Here is a 16,721-nt window from a genome sequence, read left to right as displayed (position 1 = left end):
GCTATTTTCCAGCGCGGTCGGATCCCAGCGCGCTGATGGTCGTACCAAGCTTCGAAATTGCGGCGCCGATCTCCTTATGCGAATCGAGTTGCTTCTTTTCGCTGCTCCGCTCGAGCTCCAAGATCATTTCTCGCACAGCCGCCAACTCTGCTTGGAACTCCTTGAGGGAAGCCTGCATCTCTTCTCGCAAGCCAACTAGTCTATTTTCGAGCGACCGCTGGGCTCCGCCGAACAAGAGAGCACGGACCTGATCGATTGTCTCCTCGGCATCGATTGTCTCCTTGGCACGCGCTGTCGCTTCCTCCTCAGTTGCAGACGCATTTTCGCCTGCATCCTTTTCAATCTGCTCAACACCCTCCATGGCCATTCTCCAATTATCCCCCATTCAGATAACACAAAGCCTCGAGTATCCAGTCCCGAAAAGTATAGATTGCTGTTACCTGGTTAAACCTATTGTCCTTATCGCCAACTCCGTGCGATTTCTAGCCCCACACTTTTCCAGGATCGTGCTCACATAATTCTTTACCGTACCTTCAGCCAAATGCAGTTGCTTGCCGATTTCGCTGTTACTCTGCCCCTCCACCACGAGCCTGAGTATCTCGCTCTCCCGCCCCGTCAAGCCATCGTGAACAGGAAGACTCGCCGGCGCATGCCGAGGTCGCAGCCGCTTGAACTCGTCGAGGACGCGCGCGGCCACGCTGGGCGAAAGCGCCGATTGGCCGTTCGTTACCGCTCGGATTGTTGCCGCAATCTCATCGATCCTAGCGTCTTTCAAAAGATACGCCTTCGCACCCGCGCTGACAGCCTCGAAGATCAAGTCATTCGTCTCAAAAGTGGTCAAGACCACAATGCTAGTCTTCGGAAATTCGCGGAGGATCCGATGGGTGGCCGCAATGCCATCGACACGTGGCATTTGCAAATCCATCAAGATGACGTCAGGCCTATATCGACGCGTAAATTCGATCGCCTGCTCGCCGTCGGCTGCGCCCGGGAGAATTTCAAAGTCATCGTTCTGTTGCGCTAGGAGCGTGGCAAGACCTTCCCTGATCAATGTCTGATCTTCGGCGATCAGCACACGCACCCCTTCACTTTGCTCATGCAACGCGCTCACCGCCCCCACCATCCTTTCCATGACCCGGCAGCTTCTCGCTGGTGTTCGCGCGTGCCCCTGAAAAGTACGCCGACGAAGGCCCGATTGCGGGCAGCGATATGCGTACCAGCGTCCCCTCCCCGTGCGCGCTCTTCACAATGCATTCGCCACCGGCGAGTTCAGCGAATTCCACCATTCCGATCAAACCGAAGTGCCCTGGCTTCGCAACAGCAGGATCAAAGCCGCATCCATCGTCACATATCTCGACAACGAATCTATTACCGGCTTCGGCCTCTGTCTCGATCACACGAACCTGAACGCGCCGCGCCTTCGCATGTCTTTCAATGTTGCGCAGCGCCTCGCTGAGGATGCGCTGAACCGTCATTCCGTAGTTGCGCAGCCCATCGCGAGCGCAATCATCGATGTGCACCAAGACCTCGGTGCCTGTCTGTTTCGCAAAGTCGAGTAGCATCCCCTCCACGTCCAACGCCGGTTCAAACTCATCAGGCGTCCGCAGTCGGGCAATGGCATCGCGTGCGCGAGCTAGGCCGTTTATAGCCGCTTCTTCTGCGGTCGCAAGGCCTTCGGATACGCAAGCGGGGTCGGTCGATTGAAAGTGCTGAGTTAGTCGAATCTGGGTCAGCAGCGCCATGATTGAGTGCACGAGCGTGTCGTGAAGGTCGCGTGCCAATCGTAGGCGTGTTCGTGCAAGCGAGGCAAAGCGCACCTCCGAACTCGCCGCCTCGAGCTGTTGCTCCATCACGCGCCGGGCACGGCGCTCACTTTCGAACAGAATTCCGACCTGGCGCGCCGCAAAATCAGGTATCGCGATCACAACGTAATGTGACTGATGCTTGTTCCACATAATAGCCGCCGTTACCGGATGATCCAGTCCGGGTGATATGCCGCGCACCCCAGATAGGGCGATTGTGTCCCGCTGTCCTTCGGCCAGGGCGGCCAATTCGGATTCCATCCCGATCAGTAGCATGCACTGGCAGCAGTCGGCTCCCTTCGCCGGAAGCCAATCAACTAGGCGCCCGATTTTCTGCTGAATCGCTCTGTCTGCGTTGACAATGGCAAGCCCTATTACATCGGCTTCTGCGGCCGATAGTAGCTCAGTGGCGAGGTTGATCATTTATTCTCCAGCCAGCTCGCAAGGTCAATTTTCTATTGCGTAACCCTTGGCGGGCCGCAAATGAATATGACTTTCGTCATCTTCAATCCTGACTTTCGCCACATGCCCTCGGCTCACGAAAGGTTTAACTTTCAATAAATGCGAAACATTCGCGCGGAATTGCCAAGCAATTCATGTGGATGTGTCAGCATTGGAGTGTAAGCAAAGAGAGGCATCATGTCGACAAAGGCTAAAGAATCAAAAGGGATTGTCCCATTGCAACGCATGTATTTCGCAAGCGTGCAGCCGCGCATCCGGTGATCATGTCACGATAACTGCCGGCGTCTGCCCCATCTTGATATTTCTCATCACGTCATCTGTGCCCAGGCGCATGTCGACGGTGGATATCGTCTGCATGGAGCAGACCTGAGGTCACGAGCCGAGAAAGCGTCCAAGTGCGAGGCTTTGTCAGACGCGCAGAGGACAGGTGCGGCCGCTTCACACCGGTTCTTGGTTGGCTACCACTGAAACCAGTTTCTTCGTCCGGAGGCTTTTATGGGCAATTCACGGATCACAAATATCGTCTCTCCGAATCCAGCTTCGCGGCGAATCCTTATAACGGGCGGCGCCGGCTTTCTGGGGTCGCATCTGTGCGAGCGGCTGCTCGGGCTGGGACACAATGTCTTATGTCTCGACAACTTCTCGACCGGGCGGGTCGAGAACGTTGAGCACCTGATCGGACACGCGGGCTTTCAACTGCTGCGCCACGACATCGTGACGCCCTGCAGCGAACTTGCCGTCGATGAGATTTACAACCTTGCCTGCCCTGCCTCGCCGCCTGATTACCAAGCCGATCCAATTCATACCATGAAGACGAGCGCGCTGGGGGCACTCAATCTTCTCGAATTTGCAAGAGAACGCGGCATAAGGATCTTTCAGGCCTCAACCTCTGAAATCTATGGCGATCCGCATGTTCATCCCCAGCCCGAATTCTACTGGGGCAACGTCAACCCTATCGGCCCGAGGGCTTGCTACGATGAGGGCAAGCGTTGCGCAGAAACGCTCTTCTTTGACTATGCACGCCAGTATGGCGTTAGCATCAAGGTCTGCCGGATATTCAATACCTACGGTCCGCGTATGCGCCCGAACGACGGCCGCGTCGTCTCGAACTTCATCGTTCAGGCCCTTCAAGGTAAGAACATAACCATTTACGGGAGCGGCACCCAAACACGCTCGTTCTGTTACGTAGACGACCTCATCGAGGGATTCGTGCGTCTGATGGAGTCGCCGGACGATGTCACCGGCCCCATTAACCTCGGCAATCCCGATGAATTCACGATCCGTGAGCTTGCCGAGTTCGTGATCGACATGACGGGGTCAAAATCGCGGATCGTGCATCGTGCGCTTCCTGTCGATGACCCCCAACAGCGCCGCCCGGATATTCGCCGGGCAAGAGAGGCGCTGGCGTGGAAACCCACCGTTGGCCTCGCCGAGGGACTGTCGAAGACCATCGCCTATTTCGACCGGGTGCTCGGAGTAGAGACGACGGTGTCTCAGGAGAGCGCCGCATGACCACGCCGCGTGTGCTAGTGACCGGCGGCGCCGGATATATTGGCAGCCATACCTGCAAGGCCCTGGCGGCCCACGGCATCGAGCCTGTCACTTACGACAATCTCGTTTCGGGTCATCGCGACGCGGTGCGCTGGGGCCCCTTTGTCGAGGGTGACATTCTCGACAGGGAATCCCTTATCGCGACGCTCGAGGTGTACCGACCCGAAGCCATCATTCACTTCGCAGCTTTCGCCTATGTCGGTGAGTCCGTCGAGGATCCGGCGAAATATTACCGCAACAACGTTGCTGGAACGATTTCGCTTCTTGATGCCTGCCGCGCGGCTTCGGTCAACAAACTGATTCTGTCGAGTAGTTGCGCCACCTATGGCATTCCCGAGGAGTTGCCAATCGGGGAGACATCGGAGCAGCGCCCGATCAATCCCTACGGCCGCAGCAAGCTGATGGCCGAGCACATGCTGAAGGATCATGCTGCCGCCTATGGCATGCACTACGTGGCTCTGCGCTACTTCAACGCGTGCGGTGCCGATCCGGACGGCGAGATCGGGGAGCGGCATGATCCGGAGACACATCTCATTCCCCGAGCCCTGATGGCGGCGGCCGGGCGCCTGTCGCATTTGACGATCTTCGGCGACGACTACGAGACCGAGGACGGCACCTGTGTACGCGATTATATCCACGTGAGTGACCTTGCGCGTGCCCATGTTCTGGCATGCGAGCATCTGGCCGATGGTGGCGGCAATCTCGCGGTAAATCTTGGAACCGGCAGCGGATCCTCCATCCGGGAAATTCTCGGCACCATCGCGCAGGTTACCGGTCGCAATGTCCCGGTCGAATTTCACCCGCGCCGTGCCGGCGACCCGCCGGTCCTCTATGCTGATCCGGGCCTTGCCCGCGAGGCGCTGGGCTTCGCCGCCGAGCTTTCGGACCTCGACACCATCGTGCGCACCGCTGCTCCCTTCTTCGGCCTGGAGACGCGGGCATGACGCAGCGCGTTCCCGGGATAAAGCTCAGCGCGCCCGAGCTTGCGGCCGAGCCCGCGATAGAGCCGCCCATGGTGCCGGTTCTGACGGGCTGGCGACGCGTCGAATATCTGGCGGGCGTGGCCCTCTGGCTCGTCGCGCTCATCTACTTCTGGGCCTGGTGGTTGAGGCCTGAGCATCATGTCGACCTTTTGGGATCCATAACCGTCACCTTGGTCCTTGCCTGGGTCACGCTGCTGCCGGCCTATTTCCTGGCCGTCTTCTATCGCGCGATGAAGCCCAATGGCCCCTTGCAGCTGCCGGCCGGCAGCCGCGTCGCCATGGTCGTCACAAAGGCACCGTCGGAGCCCTTTCCCATCGTCGCGGAGACGCTGAAGGCCATGCTGGCCCAGAACGTGCCGCACGACACCTGGCTTGCCGACGAGGATCCGTCGTTGGAAACGCTGGAATGGTGTCGCCGTCACGGTGTATTCGTTTCCACCCGCAAAGGCCGGGCCGACTATCATCGCACCGCCTGGCCGCGGCGCACACGCTGCAAGGAAGGCAACCTTGCCTTCTTCTACGATCATTACGGCTATGATCGCTACGACTTCGTCGCCCAGCTCGATGCCGACCATGTGCCGGAGCTAGACTATCTGTACCAGATGCTGCGACCCTTCGCGAATCCTGCTGTCGGCTATGTCTCCGCGCCCAGCATCTGCGACAAGAATGCCCACGAAAGCTGGTCGGCGCGCGGGCGGCTCTATGCGGAAGCGAGCATGCACGGGTCGCTGCAGGCCGGTTATAACGGCGGCCTAGCGCCACTCTGCATCGGCTCGCATTACGCCGTGCGCACAAGGGCGCTGAAGGCGATTGGCGGCCTCGGCCCCGAGCTGGCCGAGGATCATTCCACGACGCTGATGATGAACGCCCACGGCTGGCAGGGCGTACATGCAATGGACGCTATCGCCCATGGCGACGGCCCGCGCACTTTCGGCGACCTCGTCACCCAGGAGTTCCAGTGGTCGCGCAGCCTGGTAATGCTGCTCCTCGAATTGTCGCCGAAGCTGGTGGGCCGACTGCCGTCGCGCCTCAAGTTCCAGTTCCTGTTCTCGCAGTTCTGGTATCCGCTTTTTTCGCTCTTCATGGCGGTGATGTTCGCCATGCCGATCGCCGCACTCCTGCGCGGCGAGAACTTCGCGGCAGTCACCTATCCCGCCTTCTTGTCGCATTTCGCGCCCCTGTCGCTCGTCCTCGTTCTCATGGCCTACCGCTGGCGCTCCGGCGGCTCCTTCCGGCCTTGTGACGCGAAGGTGCTGAGCTGGGAGACGACGTTCTTCCTCTTCGCCCGCTGGCCCTGGGCCCTTGCGGGAACGGCGATGGCACTGCGCGACTGGACCGGTGGCTCCTTCGTCGATTTTCGTGTCACGCCGAAGGGCGCGTCCGAAGTTGATCCGCTGCCGACACGGGTTCTGGCTCCCTATGCCTTCCTGGCCGTGGCATCGGTCTTGCCGGTGCTTTTGATCGACAATGCGGGTGAGACGCGCGGCTTCTATCTCTTCGCCATCGTGAATGCGGTGCTCTACAGCACGCTTTTTCTGATCATCGTTATACAGCACGCCCGTGAGAATACAGTGCGTGTGAAGAGCCGTGGCTACCGCCCAGCCATGGCGACAACGCTGGCCATCCTCCTTGCACTGCCTGGCTTCGCCACGGCCGAGCGCGGAAAGGAAGGGCTGGAGGCACTCGCTTGGGGTGCAGGCGGCCTGCGCCTCTTCGAGGATCGCTACGCGGTCGCCGGAGCAGGCATGGGTGGCCCAAACGTGCGCAAGACCATCTTCAGACCGAGCTGGCGCCCGGCATCGCAAACAAAGTCTTACTAACCCAAGGACCCATCGCAACTGCTCTACGGAAGGGACGCTCCTAGAAGCACAAGGATACGGAAATGAAAGTAGCAATAATCGGAACTGGATATGTAGGCCTCGTCAGCGGAACCTGTTTCGCCGAGTGGGGTAATGACGTCATTTGCGTCGACAAGAACGCCGAGAAGATCGCCGGACTGAACAACGGGCGGCTGCCCATCTATGAGCCGGGCCTCGACGAGCTTGTTGAGCGCAATCGCGAAGCTGGACGGCTCTCCTTCACCGATAACCTGGCAGCCGCCGTAATGGATGCGCAAGTAGTGTTCATAGCGGTCGGAACACCATCGCGTGCGGGGCATGGCGATGCCGATCTTTCCTTTGTCTATATGGCAGCCCGGGAAATCGCACCGCTGCTTGCCGAGAATGCGGTCGTGGTCGTGAAATCGACGGTGCCGGTGGGAACAGGCGATGCCGTGGACAAAATCATTGCCACGGCGCGCCGCCCCGGCAGCTACTCGGTCGCCTCCAATCCGGAGTTTCTGCGCGAGGGCGTGGCAATCCGTGATTTCGTGCAGCCCGACCGGGTCGTGATCGGTGTCGAGGACGCAAACGCGCGCGACGTGATGATGGCGCTGTACAGCGAGCCTCTCGCCGACACCAAGGCACCGATTGTCGTAACCCAGCGGCGCACATCGGAACTGATCAAATATGCCGCCAACGCCTTCCTGGCCACGAAGATCACTTTCATCAACGAGCTGGCGGATCTGTGCGAGCAGGTAGGGACCAATGTGGGTGAGCTGGCGCTGGGCGTCGGTCTCGACAAACGCATCGGCGCAAGCTTTCTGAATGCCGGCCCCGGCTACGGCGGCTCCTGCTTCCCCAAAGATACGCTGGCGCTCCTGAGAATGGCACAAGACTACGGCGTGGCGCTGCGCATCGTCGAGGAGACCGTGACCGCCAACGAGGCGCGCAAGCGCAAAATGGCGCTGAAAGTGCTGGATGCCGTCGGTGGCGAGGTCGAGGGCCTGACGATCGCCGTTCTGGGTCTCACCTTCAAACCTGACACGGACGACATGCGCGATGCCCCCTCCGTGCCGCTGATCGAGACCCTGCAGCGCTTTGGTGCATCGATCCGAGCCCACGACCCCGTGGGCATGGAGAACGCTGCCGGTATCCTCAACAACGTCGCTCTTTTCGAGGACCCGTACGAGTGCGTCCGCAGCGCGGATGCCGTGGTGGTCGTCACGGAATGGGAGAGTATTCGCCGCCTCGAGCTTGCGGCCTTGAAGAAGGTCATGCGCTCGCCGGTCTTGATCGACCTGCGCAACGCTTTCGAGCCGGGAGCAGCGGAAGCCGCCGGCTTCCAGGTCACGGTCATCGGCCGGCCTGCCGGTACAGCCGCTAACGACTCGATCGCACGGAGGCGCGAGGAATGGAGTGCTGCGCAGACCCCACGGGAAACCCACGCGGTGCGAGGATAGAATGACGAAGAAAACAGATGCTGATAGGCGCCAAGGCGTCCGATCCACTGGCGGTCTGTGCGCACTCACCGGCGCCCTGGCCACCATCTTCATCTTCACCGGTCAGGGCTGGGCCGCCAGTGAGGACGTCCTGCCAGAAAACACGCGGGTCATGACCGGCGTGGAACTCTACATGCTCTATCGCGGCAAATCGTGGCAATGGTCCGATGGTGCTGGCCACATGCAGGACGAAGGACGCGTCTTCAAGGCCTGGTCCGGTTCCGGCACGGACGCCGCCTGGGCGGAAGGCCGCTGGATCGTCACCGATACAGGCAAGCTTTGCCTGCAGGCTGATTGGCACAGCCAGGCCGATACCTTTGGCGGCAGGACCTGCTTCAGTCACAGGACAGACGGACAGGCCATCTTCCAAAAGAAGGAGCCCTCCGGTGAGTGGTATGTCTTCCGGCATGCCGAGCTGCAGGAGGGTGACGAGTTCACAAAACTCGTCCGCCAAGACCTCGTCTCCGCCAAGCTGGAGGCGCTCCGCAATCCCACAGAACAATTCGATCCAGAAGGGACACTCGCCGTGCAACCACAAATTAGCGAAGCAAATGGAGAGGTACGATGAAAACCACAACGAAAGTGGCTGCGTTTTCAGTGGGCGCACTAATACTGTCGGGGGCTGTCCTTGCATCCGACAATCCCCCCAGGATTCCCGATCCCAATTCTCCGACAGCCAGAATGCCGTCGGACAAGCGTCCGATCATCACACCCGAGTCGATCGATTTCGGCGCCTACGACCCGCACGGCGACTTCAGTGAGGATCCAAATCCCAAGATCGAGCATCTCTTCCTGCCTTGGGAAGATGTCGATCTGACTACCCTCGCAATCGCCGACGAGTACGCGCTGGAACGCGGGCGTGCGCTCATGATCACGGTCGAGCCGTGGTCATGGTCGCTCGATTGGCGGCTTTCCCCCGATGAACTCTACAGCGGCATCATGGCCGGTCGGTTCGATTCAAACATGGCTGCCGTGTGCCGCGAAGCATCAAAGCTCGAGAGTCCCGTCACCATCCGCTGGGGCCAGGAGATGGACGAAGACGACGAGGACTGGTTCAAGTTCACCTGGGCCTACTGGGAGCCCGAGCAGTTTGTGAACGCCTACCGCCATGTCATCACGGTCTGCCGCGAGTACTTTGAAGACGCCCAGTTCGTCTGGTCGCCCAAGGGAAAAGAAGGCCTGGAGGAATACTATCCGGGTGACGATTATGTAGACATCGTCGGCCTCTCCGTGTTCGGCTATCAACCCTATGATAACCGTCGTTTCGGCGCCGATCAGACATTCGCTGAATGGCTCGAGCCGGGCTATGAGCGCGCCAAAGGCTTTGGCAAACCGATCATCGTTGCCGAGCTGGGTTATGACGGCGATCAGGCCTACGTGCGCCGGTGGGCGCAGGACGTCACGAAGCCCCACCCGCAATTCCCGGACCTGGTCGCCGTTGTCTACTTCAACGACCGCGAAGTTTACCCCTGGCCCGATTTTGGTCGCCCCGATTGGCGCGTCGTTCAGGAGAAAATGTCCAACTAAGCAGCTCTCGGAAAGTGAGAATGAAACGTCGAACTGGAGAAGGAAATGAGTAGGTTAGCGCTAATTGCGGCAGGTATCGCGATTTCGGGATTGTTTGCGACTTCGGCAAGGGCCGACGCGAAAGACGACTATTCTCGCGAGGTGGCACTCCAGGCGAAGGCTGGGGCACCAGTGTCGTCCGAAGCACTTGATGTGCTCTACGCAGGGCGTTCCTGGAATTGGGGCAACGGTGCCGGCTATTTCTCCGCGGACAGAAAGCGGCGCTTTACTGCCTGGTCCCAGACGGGCAATTATTGGACCTATGCCAAAGGCAGTTGGTATACAACGAATAGTGGACAAGTCTGTATGCGCGCGCTGTGGCGTACGAAAATGTCTGCTTGGCCGAACATCACTTGCTTTTCGCATCGGGAGAAGGATGGCGTTATCTACCAGAAACCGTCCATGGGCGGTAAATGGTATGTCTTTAAAAGCAATCCTTCCAGCCCCGGCGATGAGTCGAGAAAGTTACGTCGGGGTGATCTCGTCCAGGGCCATATGCAGCGGCTGGAAGCTCTGCGATGAATGCCGCTAAGCTTGTTTGCTTACGGGCCTCCCATCTCTCGAGCATGACTGGATAGCGGTCTGGTGAGCGTCAGCAACACGACGCTCACCAGACGTCCAAGCCAACACGGATGGGCGTGCGGCGAACATCGGAAATTCACGCGTTGATACCGGAAGATGAAAAGCCGGCTATAGCGTTTGACAGATGGAGACAGGGCCAAAATGCAAACGGGAGAGGACAAATGGACCGAAGATGAACCGGCGTACAAGGATTTGATACAGCAGAAATGCAATGATTATAGGCTCAAATAACGCCATGTCCTCAGTACGATATCCCAACTTCGATGTTCTCAGGCTTGTTGCGGCCGCATCGGTCGTCTTCTCTCATGCGTTCCTGATCGCGACCGGATCAGAGGACACCGAGCCGCTTCACCAGACAGGCTCAAGTGCTGGCGTCTATGGCGTGTTTATCTTCTTCATCCTTAGTGGTTTTCTGGTAACGGAAAGTGCCAAGCACTCGGCGGGACTTTCTGATTATTTCCGCAAGCGGTTCCTCAGAATCGCACCGGCGTTTGTCGTTAGCACACTGCTCGTCACCTATGTGCTTTGCCCGCCATTTGCGATCGACAGCACGGCAAAATTCATACTGGACCCGAAGGTCCTTAGCACAGCCATGCAGGCGATCTTCTTGCACTCCGATGGCTTGTACTTTGCCGATGTCGCGTTTTACCCGCCGTCAAGCGAAGAGGACTATCTGCCAGGGCTGGCAAACGGGGTTCTGTGGACAATCCGCTTGGAGGTGGCCGGCTACGTTTTGATTGCACTGTTAATGGCGTCGTCTCTGGTCAAAGGACGCCGGCAAATCTTTGCGGTCATCATTGCCCTCGGAATCGTCGGACTCTCCATCATGTATGGCAAGGCGATTTCCGCCCAATGGATTTCCCAGCTGCTGTTTGTCCTTCCGTCATTTTGTTGTGGCATTGTCATGAACTGGCTGGTGCAGTTCCATAAACTTCGCGGGTGGATAGCCGCGCTGTTTGCGCTCGCACTTGTGCCGGCAGTTCATTTCCAGATTCTGCCGGAGACCTTTTGTTATCTCACCGCCTATCCGCTCATCTGGCTGGGCGCAGCCAATATCAAGCCCTTGGCATGGTTCAGCAGTGGCAGCGATATTTCTTACGGAGTGTATCTCTACGGCTGGCCAGTCACACAAGTTATCCGGGCGATGGTGGGAGATGGCCTGTCGGGATATGAAATGGCGGCGCTGGCGTTGCCTGGGACCGCCCTGATCGCATATCTTTCATGGCAGTTGGTGGAACAGCCAGCCCTCCGACTAAAGAAAACGGTGCCGAACGTGACCCCAACAATCGAATCGAAAGTAGGCTCACTTTCATAGGGTCAGGATGAGCAGCCGCATGTGGTTGTGCGGCAGCGCGACCGCCGGATTGTTATCGGGAGGACATGGCAGGAAATCCGTGCCGAGGATAACATGCTCACGGCCGAAGCTTTCGCGGATATGCTGGGCGTATCCCGGGTAACCGTCAGTTCCAGGCGCCAGACCGGCCAGGTTCTTGGCCTCGATGGCGCTAAGGGGGGATTCCGGTTCCCAGCCTGGCAGCTCGACGAGTATGGCCGGCCCTTCGGCGCGTTGTCCGCGCTCCAGGAAACCCTGGGAGGTAGCGTCTGGGCAGTCTACCGATTTCTCGTCACACCTCATGGGGCCCTCAATAGGCAGACCGGCCTTGAAGCGCTAAGGCGTGGTCGAACGGATGACGTGATCGCAGCAGCCGAAGGTGTAGCACACGGCGACTTCCGGTAATGCCCGCCACAAAGCCGCCATTGGCTTCAAAAATGCCAAGCCCGATATCGAAACCGTGCCTGCTGGAAGGCGGTTTGGACGCATCCCACATGAATGCGTATCCGGACCCGCTTGGATTTGGAAAGAGTCCCAGCCGCTTCAGTGATACCAGGCGCCGTATTGCGGAGAACCGTTTCGGCGTGCTCTACCTTGGCGAAACCCTCAAGGTTTGCTTTCTGGAAGCACTGCTTCGCCTCGCGCCTAAGCCGGATCAAGGCATGTTTCGGCCGGTAACCGAGGGGCTGATGCCGCCCGCGGTGGTCCCACTTTTTCCCAGCGCGACCACCGATTTCCTATCTGGACGATACCGCGAGCGGCCGGCTCTGCGCGAAAGCGGAGACTGACACCCGCCAATCCGGGGAACCGTAGCCATTCGGCCAGTAGTGCGGCTCCTTGTCGTTGAAATATACGACGCCCTTCAGCAGCGGGAACGGCGCACTCCTGGCCGCCATGGCCTGGATTTCCGATAACCAAGCCTGCCGGTAGGCGTCCCGTCCGGCTACGCCGAGTTCGGCGATGACGACGGGCTTGCCGAATTTTTCCACGCGGCGGTATTTTTCGCGAAACGTCTCCGCGAAGCCACGCGGCCGGCCGTGCCTGTCGCGGTCCCACTTCTCCAGCCCCCACACGGACAAACCCACCATGTCTACATGGGCATTGCCCGGGTAGTAGGCCGCAAGTCCACGCTCGCCCTTTGGCGACCAGACAAAACGGGCCCGCGGTGCGATCTTCCGGCACGTATCGACGAACTTTTGATACGCCGCCACGTAGCCGCGTGAATCGTTCCTGGCCCAAGGGTATCGACCGGTAGCATCTTCCATCTCGTGACCCCAGCGTATCCATGATTCGCCGCGAAAGTTGGCAAGCGCCCCGCAGAACGAAGCAATCTGTGCGTCGAAGCGGCCGGCTACAATGTCGCCGAACAGCCGCTCGCCGCCATCGCGCCAGTTCACCGCCTTGGTGTAGGGCTCCACCGTCACCATCAGGATCCTACCCTTTTCTCGGGCAAGGCGCATTTTGCTGGAGAGCAGGATCTTGTCGAGAGCTTGCCAGTAGACGAACACGTGCTCGATGTCCGGATAGTCCGAGCTCTGGAACCGGTTGTGGGGATCGTAGACGCCGAGCATCAGCGATCTGCCTCCGGAAGCTGAACCGCTTGCTCCTTGCCTCGGTGTCGTCGAAGTCGTCTTGGTCATGTCGATGCCGAATACGGCTTCCTCGGGTGATAACGGCCCCTCCGCTAACCCGCCAGGCACTGCAATGCACAAGGCGGCGAGTGACAGGGCCAGCACGCCTGCGAGCTTCATCGAGCGAAGCATTTCGAGGTCCTCCCAAAGCCGCTTGGCGTACAGATGTAGGGTGCGCGGCCGGGATGGGTCCTGTTCGCGGCCTTGGTGACTGATTTTCCGGATCTCTTTACAGTCTCTGCCGCGTTCTTTTGGATAAATTGCGAGGAATAGCCGAATTCGGCAGACGTTGGTGCCGTCATCATATTCGGATCGACGGCAGTCGAGCAACCGGCGGAAATTCCGAGGACCAGTATAATTGAGATAAACTTAGAAAATCTTACTATCATCCCAAATCTAGTCAATATACAACAACATATATATAACGCAACTGGACCTATCATATATACATCCTCCAATTTTACTTTATGTAAACTTATAATAAGATCTGCGCACTAAATTGACGTTCATGTAAAACAGAAAAATTATTAGGAATCTTTAGAAAATTTTTAATAAGTGCGTCACTTCCCGGAGGTAACGAATCCTGCCGGGCGGAGGCGGAATGTTTGGTTCAGCGCCAAACTCCAGAAGCAGGTCGCCCACCTCATCCATCTCGCTCAGATCAGTATGGGCGGTGGAACGATTAAGGGGACTGCACCCAGCACCGATCATCGCAGCACTGCGGCTGTGGCTCGAAAAACAGCTGTCGATGATCTCGTCGGGTTCCACCCCGGCTACCGACATCCGCTGGGCAAGGTCTCACCCGCTTACTCGATGACGGACGGCTTGAGCTCGATGCTAACCCGCTCGAGAACGCCATGAGGCCGGCCGCTCTTACAAGCCAGTCGCCGTTACAAGAAAGATGCACTTTCTGCCGGTCATGAGGTCGGCGCCGAAAATTGGGCGCTACTGGCCTCCATCGTCGCCATGCAAGCTCAACGATGGCAACCCGATCGCCTATATCGCCGAAAACCCTCGTGGCGATCCGCAAGGCCGCATTGGCGACCTCATGCCCCGGCACGTTGTAGTGACGGCTCGCCTTCGAGCAAATCCGTCTACGGTAGAAGGTTGGGAGATTCCAATTGGCATAGGGTTGCCCCGAAACAAGGGCAAAGAAGGGTGGCACCCTGCCCTTCCCCCCAATGTCGCGATCAGGATGTCAAAGTTAAAGCCGTAGAAGGCAGACTAGATCTCTCCCGACCGCGGCTCTGCAACTCTGACCAGCACCGCCTGGTCGGGCGCTCGTTTCAACTCCCGACCTTGACCCGTGCCACCGCCTTGACGAATTCGATGAGCGTTCGGCGCATTCCTTCATCGGGGATCAGCGGAAAGAGCCTGTTCAGTTCGGCCGCGTCCTGAACCAGGGCCACGTTCAGTTTCTGGTTCTCGGACAGCGGCAGTCCGTCGGCTTCTGTGTTCTTGAAGAAGTAGGACGGCGTGATGCCGAGCTGATCGGCGAAGACGGAAAGCTTGCTCGGACTGATCCGGTTCACACCTTTCTCGTATTTCTGGACCTGCTGAAAACTGATGCCGGCCGCGTCGGCGAGGTCGCCTTGGGATTTGCCGAGCATCTTGCGCCGGTGCATCAGGCGGAATCCGACGGTGCGATCAATATCGTTCGGCCTCTTCTGGGGCATCTGGCGCCTCTCCCACCACCTGAAAGTCTTTCGTCGCAGACATTCCTTTCAGTCGCGTTAGGGTTGATGCCATAATTGGAGCAGCCTCCAGCCGGTGAGCGGGGAGGCCGGCGTTTGGTTTCTTTTATCCGAGGTCTGTCGAGGCCGTGCGGGAACAACTGCGCCTTGCATGTTCACCGTTCTGGTGGATCATGCGCTGCGTTGCTCACATAGGAGGTGATTCCTTATGGAGGGAATTGGTTGGATCGCAGCCATCGTCATCGGCGGCATAGCCGGTTGGCTGGCGAAGCAGTTCATGAACACGAACACCGGGCTTCTCATGAACATCGTGCTCGGCATCGTCGGTGCTGCCGTGGCGAGCGCGCTGCTTGGGGTGTTCGGTATTTCGTCCGGGGGCTGGATCGGCTACCTGATCGCAGGGTTCATTGGCGCCTGTATTCTCATAGCAATTGTTCGAGCGGTCTCCAGGTAGCCATCACAGATGGGGGAGCTTGGCTGGCATCTCCGCACCACTTTGAAGACGCGTGATGTTCGCCGCGACCCGCTGCGCTTCCGGCGCGCGGGTCGTTTGTCAACTTGATCATCCAGCATTTACCGCTCTGGCAAGCAATGCGATGATGGCACCGGCGCCCAAAAGAGCGATCTGGCACAGAATCTCGACCAATCGACGCTGAGCCCGATTGCTTCGAGTGTCGCCAAGAAAGGCCACCACAGTGGCCGCCGCTCCGCTCAGAACAGTCATCGCCAGGACAGTTAAAAAGATCAGGTGGAAGGGGATCATTATCGGCTCCATCGCTTGATGAGAGCCATTATTCACCGGGCCGAAACACCGTGGATAAATCGCCTTCAAAAACACATGACGATGCCGGAATCCTGCCGCCTGCGGCGAGCGTCTATCCACGCACTGCGTCCAGGCGGCTCCGTTGAGGCGTTCGATCTCGCCGAGTACATCCATGATTTGGTCAGTATGCGCGCTGGCTCATAGCTTCCAGGCATCCGCTTCAGCCATGGAGCCGCCATGCGTGGTTCTGGCCCGAAAAGCGGCGTGTTGAGTTACACGCTTGAAAATCCCGATTTTCACGATAGTACTTTGCTGCGCCGGGGACGAACCGACGCGCTCTTTTCCCCCCAACGCTCAGATTCTCAACCAACGGGCCGATGAAGACCATCCTGGCATTTGGCGACAGTTTGACCTGGGGTACCGACGCCGCGGCGGAACGGCGGCATGCATTCGCCGATCGCTGGCCCAACGTTCTGGCCGCCGCGCTCGGCACCGATGTTCAAGTCGTCGCGGAAGGGCTCGGCGGGCGGACGACAATCTATGACGATCCGGAGTCCGTCGCAGACAAGAACGGCGCGCATGCGCTGCCGATTCTGCTTGGCAGCCACAATCCCCTGGACCTCGTCATCATCATGCTGGGCGCGAACGACCTCAAACCCGCCATGTGCGGGCGCGCGGAAGGTGCTGCAAAAGGCATCGAACAGCTTGTCCGGATAGTAAGGGACTACCCGTACAATTGGGATGTCCCGGCGCCGGAGGTGCTTATCGTGGCGCCACCCCATTTCGAGAAGAAATTCGACGGCTCGGGACCGGACGGAGAACGGATCATAGCCGAGTCTCACAAGCTCGCGGAGCTTTACCGCGAGGTCGCACGCAAGGCGGCAACCGGATTTTTCGATGTCGCACCCTTCGCGAAGGCTTCCGGTGCCGATGGGGTGCATCTAGACGCGACCAATTCACGAGCGGTGGGCATGGCGCTGGCACCGGTCGTGCGGGAGATGCTGGGCCTCGCGCAGGAATAGGGATGCAGCGCGC

At 58.8% G+C, this 16,721-nt stretch carries 16 protein-coding genes and 2 pseudogenes; 12 read left to right on the top strand and 6 right to left on the bottom strand.

The genetic code is table 11. The features are described from left to right. Position 1: 1 nt before the first annotated feature. The 3 genes from N1058_RS06875 to N1058_RS06865 all read right to left on the bottom strand — a co-directional run bounded on the left by N1058_RS06875 (position 2) and on the right by N1058_RS06865 (position 2,225). The gene (locus tag N1058_RS06875) at positions 2 to 361 is read right to left on the bottom strand and encodes a hypothetical protein (protein ID WP_265516756.1); all 360 of its coding nucleotides are present in this window, start codon (positions 359 to 361) and stop codon (positions 2 to 4) included. Positions 362 to 436: 75 nt separating this feature from the next. Continuing rightward, on the bottom strand, positions 437 to 1,132 hold the full coding sequence (locus tag N1058_RS06870; RefSeq protein WP_265516755.1) for a response regulator transcription factor: 696 nt from the start codon (positions 1,130 to 1,132) through the stop codon (positions 437 to 439). Further along, a complete protein-coding gene (locus N1058_RS06865) occupies positions 1,095 to 2,225 on the bottom strand; it encodes a sensor histidine kinase (protein ID WP_265516754.1) in 1,131 nt (376 codons plus the stop codon). The genes N1058_RS06870 and N1058_RS06865 overlap by 38 nt, the downstream gene beginning before the upstream one ends. Positions 2,226 to 2,759: 534 nt before the next feature. On the opposite strand from N1058_RS06865, the gene N1058_RS06860 reads away from it, so the two are divergent. The 9 genes and pseudogenes from N1058_RS06860 to N1058_RS06820 form a co-directional block, all read left to right on the top strand. Then, the gene (locus N1058_RS06860; protein ID WP_265516753.1) at positions 2,760 to 3,776 is read left to right on the top strand and encodes a UDP-glucuronic acid decarboxylase family protein; all 1,017 of its coding nucleotides are present in this window, start codon (positions 2,760 to 2,762) and stop codon (positions 3,774 to 3,776) included. Further along, positions 3,773 to 4,759 (top strand): UDP-glucose 4-epimerase GalE, encoded by a 987-nt coding sequence (galE, locus tag N1058_RS06855; protein WP_265516752.1) that lies wholly within the window; start codon positions 3,773 to 3,775, stop codon positions 4,757 to 4,759. Before N1058_RS06860 ends, galE begins: the two co-directional genes overlap by 4 nt. Positions 4,760 to 4,827: 68 nt before the next feature. Beyond that, positions 4,828 to 6,618, top strand: coding sequence for a glycosyltransferase family 2 protein (locus N1058_RS06850; protein ID WP_265516783.1), 1,791 nt, complete (start codon positions 4,828 to 4,830; stop codon positions 6,616 to 6,618). Positions 6,619 to 6,680: 62 nt separating this feature from the next. Beyond that, positions 6,681 to 8,078 (top strand): UDP-glucose dehydrogenase family protein, encoded by a 1,398-nt coding sequence (locus tag N1058_RS06845; protein WP_265516751.1) that lies wholly within the window; start codon positions 6,681 to 6,683, stop codon positions 8,076 to 8,078. 1 nt (position 8,079) lies between these two features. Further along, the gene (locus N1058_RS06840; RefSeq protein WP_265516750.1) at positions 8,080 to 8,685 is read left to right on the top strand and encodes a DUF995 domain-containing protein; all 606 of its coding nucleotides are present in this window, start codon (positions 8,080 to 8,082) and stop codon (positions 8,683 to 8,685) included. After that, the gene (locus N1058_RS06835) at positions 8,682 to 9,644 is read left to right on the top strand and encodes a glycoside hydrolase family 26 protein (RefSeq protein ID WP_265516749.1); all 963 of its coding nucleotides are present in this window, start codon (positions 8,682 to 8,684) and stop codon (positions 9,642 to 9,644) included. The genes N1058_RS06840 and N1058_RS06835 overlap by 4 nt, the downstream gene beginning before the upstream one ends. A gap of 45 nt (positions 9,645 to 9,689) precedes the next feature. Continuing rightward, positions 9,690 to 10,205, top strand: a complete 516-nt coding sequence (locus N1058_RS06830; protein ID WP_265516748.1) for a DUF995 domain-containing protein — start codon at positions 9,690 to 9,692, stop codon at positions 10,203 to 10,205. Positions 10,206 to 10,476: 271 nt separating this feature from the next. Then, positions 10,477 to 11,580, top strand: coding sequence for an acyltransferase family protein (locus N1058_RS06825; RefSeq protein WP_265516747.1), 1,104 nt, complete (start codon positions 10,477 to 10,479; stop codon positions 11,578 to 11,580). A 30-nt stretch (positions 11,581 to 11,610) separates the two neighbouring features. Continuing rightward, positions 11,611 to 12,003, top strand: a pseudogene (locus N1058_RS06820) (XRE family transcriptional regulator); the annotation flags it as partial. 332 nt (positions 12,004 to 12,335) lie between these two features. Here the strand turns inward: N1058_RS06820 and N1058_RS06810 are convergent. Further along, the gene (locus N1058_RS06810; protein WP_265516746.1) at positions 12,336 to 13,361 is read right to left on the bottom strand and encodes a glycoside hydrolase family 26 protein; all 1,026 of its coding nucleotides are present in this window, start codon (positions 13,359 to 13,361) and stop codon (positions 12,336 to 12,338) included. Positions 13,362 to 14,059: 698 nt separating this feature from the next. Here N1058_RS06810 and N1058_RS24205 point away from each other — a divergent pair. Then, positions 14,060 to 14,152, top strand: a pseudogene (locus tag N1058_RS24205) (hypothetical protein); the annotation flags it as partial. A gap of 363 nt (positions 14,153 to 14,515) precedes the next feature. Here N1058_RS24205 and N1058_RS06805 read toward each other — a convergent pair. Further along, positions 14,516 to 14,905, bottom strand: a complete 390-nt coding sequence (locus N1058_RS06805; RefSeq protein WP_265516745.1) for a helix-turn-helix domain-containing protein — start codon at positions 14,903 to 14,905, stop codon at positions 14,516 to 14,518. A 226-nt stretch (positions 14,906 to 15,131) separates the two neighbouring features. On the opposite strand from N1058_RS06805, the gene N1058_RS06800 reads away from it, so the two are divergent. Further along, positions 15,132 to 15,377 carry a GlsB/YeaQ/YmgE family stress response membrane protein gene (locus tag N1058_RS06800; protein ID WP_265516744.1) on the top strand — a complete coding sequence of 82 codons (246 nt, stop codon included), beginning with the start codon at positions 15,132 to 15,134 and terminating at the stop codon, positions 15,375 to 15,377. 108 nt (positions 15,378 to 15,485) lie between these two features. Here the strand turns inward: N1058_RS06800 and N1058_RS06795 are convergent, their stop codons facing one another. Further along, positions 15,486 to 15,860 carry a hypothetical protein gene (locus N1058_RS06795; RefSeq protein ID WP_265516743.1) on the bottom strand — a complete coding sequence of 125 codons (375 nt, stop codon included), beginning with the start codon at positions 15,858 to 15,860 and terminating at the stop codon, positions 15,486 to 15,488. Positions 15,861 to 16,063: 203 nt separating this feature from the next. Between N1058_RS06795 and N1058_RS06790 the strand changes: the two genes are divergently transcribed. Further along, positions 16,064 to 16,708, top strand: a complete 645-nt coding sequence (locus N1058_RS06790; protein WP_265516742.1) for an SGNH/GDSL hydrolase family protein — start codon at positions 16,064 to 16,066, stop codon at positions 16,706 to 16,708. Positions 16,709 to 16,721: the final 13 nt, after the last annotated feature.

The sequence above is a fragment of the Nitratireductor luteus genome, assembly GCF_026162365.1.
Classification (GTDB): Bacteria; Pseudomonadota; Alphaproteobacteria; order Rhizobiales; family Rhizobiaceae; genus Chelativorans; species Chelativorans luteus.
The sequence above is the reverse complement of the archived record's forward strand: the minus strand, read 5'-3'. Positions and strand labels throughout refer to the sequence as shown.

Excerpts from the sequence above, each read along its gene's own strand:
- N1058_RS06810 (WP_265516746.1), bottom strand. The coding sequence starts at position 13,361 with ATGCTTCGCTCGATGAAGCTCGCAGGCGTGCTGGCCCTGTCACTCGCC.
- N1058_RS06845 (WP_265516751.1), top strand. The coding sequence starts at position 6,681 with ATGAAAGTAGCAATAATCGGAACTGGATATGTAGGCCTCGTCAGCGGA.
- N1058_RS06805 (WP_265516745.1), bottom strand. The coding sequence starts at position 14,905 with ATGCCCCAGAAGAGGCCGAACGATATTGATCGCACCGTCGGATTCCGC.
- N1058_RS06825 (WP_265516747.1), top strand. The coding sequence starts at position 10,477 with ATGATTATAGGCTCAAATAACGCCATGTCCTCAGTACGATATCCCAAC.
- N1058_RS06870 (WP_265516755.1), bottom strand. The coding sequence starts at position 1,132 with ATGGAAAGGATGGTGGGGGCGGTGAGCGCGTTGCATGAGCAAAGTGAA.
- N1058_RS06865 (WP_265516754.1), bottom strand. The coding sequence starts at position 2,225 with ATGATCAACCTCGCCACTGAGCTACTATCGGCCGCAGAAGCCGATGTA.
- N1058_RS06850 (WP_265516783.1), top strand. The coding sequence starts at position 4,828 with ATGGTGCCGGTTCTGACGGGCTGGCGACGCGTCGAATATCTGGCGGGC.
- N1058_RS06790 (WP_265516742.1), top strand. The coding sequence starts at position 16,064 with ATGAAGACCATCCTGGCATTTGGCGACAGTTTGACCTGGGGTACCGAC.
- N1058_RS06795 (WP_265516743.1), bottom strand. The coding sequence starts at position 15,860 with ATGGATGTACTCGGCGAGATCGAACGCCTCAACGGAGCCGCCTGGACG.
- N1058_RS06875 (WP_265516756.1), bottom strand. The coding sequence starts at position 361 with ATGGAGGGTGTTGAGCAGATTGAAAAGGATGCAGGCGAAAATGCGTCT.
- N1058_RS06830 (WP_265516748.1), top strand. The coding sequence starts at position 9,690 with ATGAGTAGGTTAGCGCTAATTGCGGCAGGTATCGCGATTTCGGGATTG.
- N1058_RS06840 (WP_265516750.1), top strand. The coding sequence starts at position 8,080 with ATGACGAAGAAAACAGATGCTGATAGGCGCCAAGGCGTCCGATCCACT.
- N1058_RS06835 (WP_265516749.1), top strand. The coding sequence starts at position 8,682 with ATGAAAACCACAACGAAAGTGGCTGCGTTTTCAGTGGGCGCACTAATA.
- galE (WP_265516752.1), top strand. The coding sequence starts at position 3,773 with ATGACCACGCCGCGTGTGCTAGTGACCGGCGGCGCCGGATATATTGGC.
- N1058_RS06860 (WP_265516753.1), top strand. The coding sequence starts at position 2,760 with ATGGGCAATTCACGGATCACAAATATCGTCTCTCCGAATCCAGCTTCG.
- N1058_RS06800 (WP_265516744.1), top strand. The coding sequence starts at position 15,132 with ATGGAGGGAATTGGTTGGATCGCAGCCATCGTCATCGGCGGCATAGCC.